The sequence below is a fragment of the Kitasatospora sp. NPDC059571 genome (assembly GCF_042735675.1).
Classification (GTDB): Bacteria; Actinomycetota; Actinomycetes; order Streptomycetales; family Streptomycetaceae; genus Kitasatospora.
In genome coordinates this window covers 1,370-6,886 of sequence record NZ_JBHWBW010000431.1, presented here as the reverse complement: position 1 = coordinate 6,886, position 5,517 = coordinate 1,370, and the positions used below count along the sequence as shown (strand labels likewise).

At 74.5% G+C, this 5,517-nt stretch carries 6 protein-coding genes; 2 read left to right on the top strand and 4 right to left on the bottom strand.

Annotated elements, in window-relative coordinates:
* Positions 1-1,016: alkene reductase (locus ACFV0G_RS32000; protein ID WP_380555584.1), on the bottom strand; the 1,016-nt coding region annotated here is incomplete at its 3' end.
* A gap of 216 nt (positions 1,017-1,232) precedes the next feature.
* Here ACFV0G_RS32000 and ACFV0G_RS31995 point away from each other — a divergent pair.
* Positions 1,233-1,766 (top strand): MarR family winged helix-turn-helix transcriptional regulator, encoded by a 534-nt coding sequence (locus tag ACFV0G_RS31995; RefSeq protein WP_380555582.1) that lies wholly within the window; start codon positions 1,233-1,235, stop codon positions 1,764-1,766.
* A gap of 7 nt (positions 1,767-1,773) precedes the next feature.
* Here the strand turns inward: ACFV0G_RS31995 and ACFV0G_RS31990 are convergent, their stop codons facing one another.
* The 3 genes from ACFV0G_RS31990 to tsaA form a co-directional block, all read right to left on the bottom strand.
* Positions 1,774-2,484 carry a YoaK family protein gene (locus ACFV0G_RS31990; protein WP_380555580.1) on the bottom strand — a complete coding sequence of 237 codons (711 nt, stop codon included), beginning with the start codon at positions 2,482-2,484 and terminating at the stop codon, positions 1,774-1,776.
* Positions 2,485-2,549: 65 nt separating this feature from the next.
* On the bottom strand, positions 2,550-3,020 hold the full coding sequence (locus ACFV0G_RS31985) for a DUF1348 family protein (RefSeq protein WP_380555578.1): 471 nt from the start codon (positions 3,018-3,020) through the stop codon (positions 2,550-2,552).
* Between the two features lie 128 nt (positions 3,021-3,148).
* A complete protein-coding gene (gene tsaA, locus ACFV0G_RS31980; RefSeq protein WP_380555576.1) occupies positions 3,149-3,568 on the bottom strand; it encodes a tRNA (N6-threonylcarbamoyladenosine(37)-N6)-methyltransferase TrmO in 420 nt (139 codons plus the stop codon).
* A 268-nt stretch (positions 3,569-3,836) separates the two neighbouring features.
* On the opposite strand from tsaA, the gene rox reads away from it, so the two are divergent.
* The gene (rox, locus tag ACFV0G_RS31975) at positions 3,837-5,264 is read left to right on the top strand and encodes a rifampin monooxygenase (RefSeq protein ID WP_380555574.1); all 1,428 of its coding nucleotides are present in this window, start codon (positions 3,837-3,839) and stop codon (positions 5,262-5,264) included.
* The last annotated feature ends 253 nt before the right edge of the window (positions 5,265-5,517 follow it).

Sequence of the window (5,517 nt, the reverse complement as noted above, 5' to 3'; positions counted from 1 at the left end):
GTGGACGGGTCAGGGGTGTTGAACGGGCCGCCGGCGGTGAGGCGGGCCGGCAGGTCGGGGTTGGCCAGGAAGAGCGCCCCGAAGGCGATCATGTCGGCGCTGCCGTCCTCGACCAGCTGCAGCGCATCGGGGCCGGTCGCCTCCGGGTGGGTGAAGGGATTGAGGACGAAGGTGCCGGGCCAGGCCTTGCGCAGCCGGGCGGTCAGATCGCGGTCCGGTCCCTCCAAGAGGTGCAGATAGGCCAGGTCGAGGCCGGCGAGCCGGTCCAGCAGGGTCTCGTAGACCTCGCCGGGGTTGTCCTCGGCGATGTCGTTGAACGGGTTCCCGGGCGAGATCCGCAGACCGACCCGGTGGCTGCCGATGGCCTCGGCCACGGCGGTCGCCACCTCGACGGCGAAGCGGATCCGGCCCTCGGTGCCGCCACCCCAGCCGTCGGTCCGCCGGTTGGTGTTCGGCGCGAGGAACTGGTGGATCAGGTAGCCGTTGGCGCCGTGGATCTCCACGCCGTCGAACCCCGCCTCGACGGCGTTGCGGGCCGCGTCGGCGAAGTCGGCGACCGTCCGCCGGATCTCCGCCTCGGTCAGCTCCCTGGGCGTCACGAACTCCTTCGGTCCCTCGTGGGTGTAGACCCGGCCCTCTGCGGCGACCGCCGACGGCCCCACCGGCACCAGGCCCTCGGGGAGCAGGCTGGGGTGGCCGATCCGGCCGGTGTGCATCAGCTGCGCGAAGATCACCCCGCCCTCGCGGTGCACGGCGTCGGTCACCGTCCGCCACGCCCGCACCTGGCCCGGCGTGTGCAGGCCGGGGGTGTCGGGGTAGCCCTGGCCGACCGGCGAGGGCTGGACGCCCTCCGTGACGATCAGGCCGGCGCCGGCGCGCTGCGCGTAGTAGGCGGCCATCAGCTCCGTCGGCTCGGCGCCGGGCCCGAAGGCGCGGCTGCGGGTCATCGGGGCCATCGCGATGCGGCTGCTGAGGCGCTTGCCGCCCAGGACGATCGGATCGAAGGCAGTGGTCATGGTCTCCTCCTCGGGAGGGTCGGTGCCCGGCGGCCGGCAGGTCCGTCGAAGCAATTACCTGTCCGAACAAGTAAAACCCCGGGACCGATGCCCGAGTCAAATGTGATGCACGTCACGTACTCCTGCCTGCGCATATGTGTTCCCGAGTGGGCGGGGCGGCGGGGTGTGGGCGAGAAGCGTAGGATCAGCCTGATCGAACAGGAAGGCGAGGATGTGATGACGGAGCCCGAGGCGGGGGAGGGCCCCGCAGGGGCGGGGCGGGAGGCCACCGTCCCGATGCCGGGCGCGGCCGGCGGCGGGCCGATCAGCCATGCGATCTTCCGGCTGGCCCGCCTGCACCGCATGTTCGCCGGGCAGCTGCTGCGCCGCACCGGCCTGCATCCCGGCCAGGAGCTGGTGATGATGCACCTGTGGGAGCTGGGCCCCCAGCGGCAGGCCGACCTGGTGCGGCTGCTGGACTCGGACGCCGCGACCATGACGCGCACCGTCCAGCGCCTGGAACAGGCCGGGTTCGTCCGCCGCCGGCCCTCGCCCACCGACCGGCGCGCCTCGCTCATCGAGCCGACGGCAGCCAGCCTCGCCCTGCGCACCGAGGTCGAGCGGGTCTGGAGCCGGCTGGAGGACCTGGTGGCGGCGGACCTCTCCGCGGACGAGCGGAGCGGGGCCCTGCACACCCTGGAGCGACTGGAGCGGAACCTCGTCCGGGCCGCCGCCGATCCCGCGGACGCGGGCGCAGGCCCGACTGCCTGAGCCGCCGTCAGGAGTGCTGGTCCGCCTCCTCCTCGGCCCCCGCGGCCCGCGGCCCGGCCGTCGCGGCGAGTGCGGCGGTCACCAGCAGGGCCGGCACCACCGGGGCGGCCGGGCGCAGCCAGCGCATCGCCGCCCCGGCCGCGGCGGCCCCGGCCACCAGCAGCAGGACGGTGCCGGCGTTGCGCCCGCGCAGCCGTCCCCGGGTGACGGCGTCCGCGACCGTGGCGGTGACCAGGCCGGTCAGGTAGGCGGTGGGGCCCGGGCTGCCTGATGCGACCAGGACACCGGCGTTCTGGCAGCCCATGGCCAGGGCGGTCGCGAAGAGCAGCAGCGCCTGGTCGGCCTGGTCCGGTGCGTGGTGCCACTGCAGCCAGCCGGCGGCCACCAGCCACAGCAGCACGGCCTCGACGGTCAGGGCGCCCCGGATTCCCGCCGCGGGCAGCCGGCCGCGGCCCGCGGCGACCAGACTGCCGACGGCGGCCCCGCCGAGGTAGCCGAGGAGGGCGACGGCGACCAGGCGGGCGGCCCCGAGGCTCCCGTCACCCAGATGGAGGCCCAGCAGTGCGGAGTTCGCGGTGACCACACTGGTGAACACGGCGCCCAGGGCGAGGAAGCCGAAGGCGTTCACCGCGCCGGCCGCCAGGGTCAGCAGCCCGGCCACCAGGGCGGTCCGCCGGGCCCCTCGCGGCCGCGGGGGCCCGTCCGCCGGGTCGGGCATGGCTCGCTCCGTCCGTGGTCGCGCCGTGCGGGCGCCCCGCCGCCGTGGCGGGCCGGGCGCGCCGCTCAGAGTCCGAGGTCCGAGAGCCCCGGATGGCCGTCCGGTCGACGGCCCTGCGGCCAGTGGTACAGGCGGTCGGCCTCGCGGATGGGGAGGTCGTTGATGCTGGCGTGGCGCGCGGTCATCAGGCCCTCGGCGTCGAACTCCCAGTTCTCGTTGCCGTAGGAGCGGTACCAGGTGCCGGTGTCGTCGTGCCACTCGTACGCGAAGCGCACCGCGATCCGGTGGTCGTCGAAGGCCCACAGCTCCTTGATGAGCCGGTAGTCGAGCTCCCGGTTCCACTTGCGGGTGAGGAACTCGACGATCTCCTCGCGGCCGGTCACGAACTCGGCCCGGTTGCGCCACCGGGAGTCCGCGCTGTAGGCCAGCGACACCGTCCGCGGGTCCCGGCTGTTCCAGCCGTCCTCGGCACGGCGGACCTTCTCCACCGCGCTGTCCCGGGTGAACGGCGGTACCGGCGGGCGCTGTTCGGACATCTCGTTCGTCTCCACACGTCGGAAGGGCGGGCGCGGTGGCCCCTGTCGACGGTACGGGACGGGCGGGTCGTGCACAGCTCGGGGGCCGGGCGGCCGGGCCTGTCGACCGGTCGGGACGCCGGTGCTGTTCAGCGCTCGGTGCCGCCGTCCAGCACCGGCTTCACGTCCAGGACCGGTGTCCCGTCGAGCGCCTCCAGGTCGCTGACCCGGACCCGCAGCCCGTCCGGGTCCAGGGCCAGGACGGTGACCCGGTGCAGGCCGATCGGGTTCGGGCGGTCGGGCGAGCGGGTGGCGAAGACCCCGGTCTCCGGCCGGGCGGCCTCCCCGCGCGGGTGGACGGCGAGTACATTGCGGTCGGCCCGGTCCAGCCAGGTCAGCAGCAGCACGTCCTGGCCGACCGTCAGGTCCCTCAGCCCCCGGGCCACCCGGGGTTCGAAGACCAGCCAGGCGTCCGGCCCGCCCTCGTCGCCCTGCTTCGGGGCCTGCGCCCTCTCCCGCAGCGGCGACTCCACCCGGCCGATCGCCCGGACCTCGTACCGTCCGTCCACGACTGCTCCCGTTCCGTCGCGGCCGGTCCGGCGAGCGACAAAAGGAAGGGCAAGGAGGGAATTCCACTCCTTGCCACTCTCAACGTATACCGCGCGGGGGGCCTTGCGGCAAGGCCCCGGTCGTGCCGCAAAATGGTCGGCCTGGGCCGGGAAACGGCCGAAATGACGGATTTGCGGTAATCGGGGGCCGATCTCCGTGTGCGGGCGTGCGCGCCGCCCGACGGCACGGGGCAGCCGACCCGGGGCAATCTCGTGGAACGGGGATTTCATGGTGGACGTGATCGTGGCCGGCGCCGGACCGACCGGTCTGATGCTGGCGGCCGAACTGCGGCTGCACGGCCTGCACGTGGTCGTGGTGGAGCGGGAGCCGCAGCCGACCCTGCAGTCCCGGGCGCAGGGCCTGCACGTGCGCAGCATCGAGGTGATGGACCAGCGCGGCCTGCTGGAGCGGTTCCTCCCGCTCGGCAGGAAGTTCACCGTCGGCGGCTTCTTCGCGGGCCTGGGCACCGCGTGGCCCGAGCGCCTGGACACCGCGCACTCGTACGTCCTGCACATCCCGCAGGAGATCACCGAACGCCTGCTGACCGAGCACGCACTCGGCCTCGGCGCCGAGATCCGGCGCGGCTGCGAACTGGTCGGGCTGAGCCAGGACGAGGACGGGGTGAACGCCGAACTGGCCGACGGCACGCGGCTGCGCTCGCGCTACCTCGTCGGCTGCGACGGCGGGCGCAGCACGGTGCGCAAGCTGCTCGGGGTCGGCTTCCCCGGTGAGCCCGCCCGGGTGGAGACGCTGCTGGGCGAGATGGAGTTGACCGCGTCGACGGAGGTGCTGACCGCGGCGGTGGCCGAGGTCCGCAAGACCCAGCTGCGGTTCGGCGCCGTACCCAAGGGGGACGGGCTGTACCGCGTGGTGGTGCCCGCCGACGGGGTCGCCGAGGACCGTGCGGTCCCACCGACCCTCGACGACTTCCGGCAGCAGCTGCGGGCCTACGCCGGCACCGACTTCGGTGCGCACTCGCCGCGCTGGCTCTCCCGCTTCGGCGACGCCACCAGGCTGGCCGAGCGCTACCGGGTCGACCGGGTGCTGCTGGCCGGCGACGCGGCGCACATCCACCCGCCGACCGGTGGACAGGGGCTCAACCTCGGTGTCCAGGACGCGTTCAACCTCGGCTGGAAGCTGGCCGCCGCGGTGGCCGGCTGGGCCCCGGAGGGCCTGCTGGACACCTACCAGTCCGAGCGGCAGCCGGTGGCCGCCGCCGTACTGGACAACACCCGCGCGCAGACCGAGCTGATGTCCACCGAGCCGGGCGCGCTGGCCGTCCGCCGGCTGCTGGCGGAGCTGGTGAACTTCGAGGAGGTGAACCGGTACCTGATCGAGAAGATCACGGGCATCGCGGTCCGCTACGACTTCGGCGAGGGCCATGACCTGCTCGGCCGGCGGATGCGGGACGTCGCGCTGAAGCGCGGCCGCCTCTACGGGCAGATGCACGGCGGCCGCGGCCTGCTGCTCGACCAGACCGGCCGGCTCTCGGTGTCGGGCTGGGCGGACCGGGTCGACCATGTGGTCGACGTCAGCGAGGAGTTGGACGTCCCCGCGGTGCTGCTGCGCCCGGACGGCCACGTGGCGTGGGTCGGCGACGACCAGCAGGACCTGCTCGACCACCTGCCGAGGTGGTTCGGCGCGGACGCCGGCTGAGCGGATGCACCCGGCGGCCGGGCGGGGGGGGGGAGCCCGGCCACCGCGCGCGCCGGGTCGGGGGCGGCGGCCCGGGGGGGGGCGCGCGGGCCCGCGCGGCGCCCCCGCCGGGACGCGCCCGCCCCCCCCCCCCACCCGGGCCCGCGACACCCACACTGAGCGGGCCCCCGCGCCGTGCGATGCGCCATCATGGACCGGGCAACGCCCACGAAGCGAAGGAAACCCCGGTGGCCCAGATCGTCCTCTTCCACTC

Bases quoted from the DNA above. Each gene is read 5' to 3' on its own strand.
- ACFV0G_RS31995 (WP_380555582.1), top strand. From the start codon at position 1,233: ATGACGGAGCCCGAGGCGGGGGAGGGCCCCGCAGGGGCGGGGCGGGAG.
- ACFV0G_RS31990 (WP_380555580.1), bottom strand. From the start codon at position 2,484: ATGCCCGACCCGGCGGACGGGCCCCCGCGGCCGCGAGGGGCCCGGCGG.
- ACFV0G_RS31985 (WP_380555578.1), bottom strand. From the start codon at position 3,020: ATGTCCGAACAGCGCCCGCCGGTACCGCCGTTCACCCGGGACAGCGCG.
- rox (WP_380555574.1), top strand. From the start codon at position 3,837: ATGGTGGACGTGATCGTGGCCGGCGCCGGACCGACCGGTCTGATGCTG.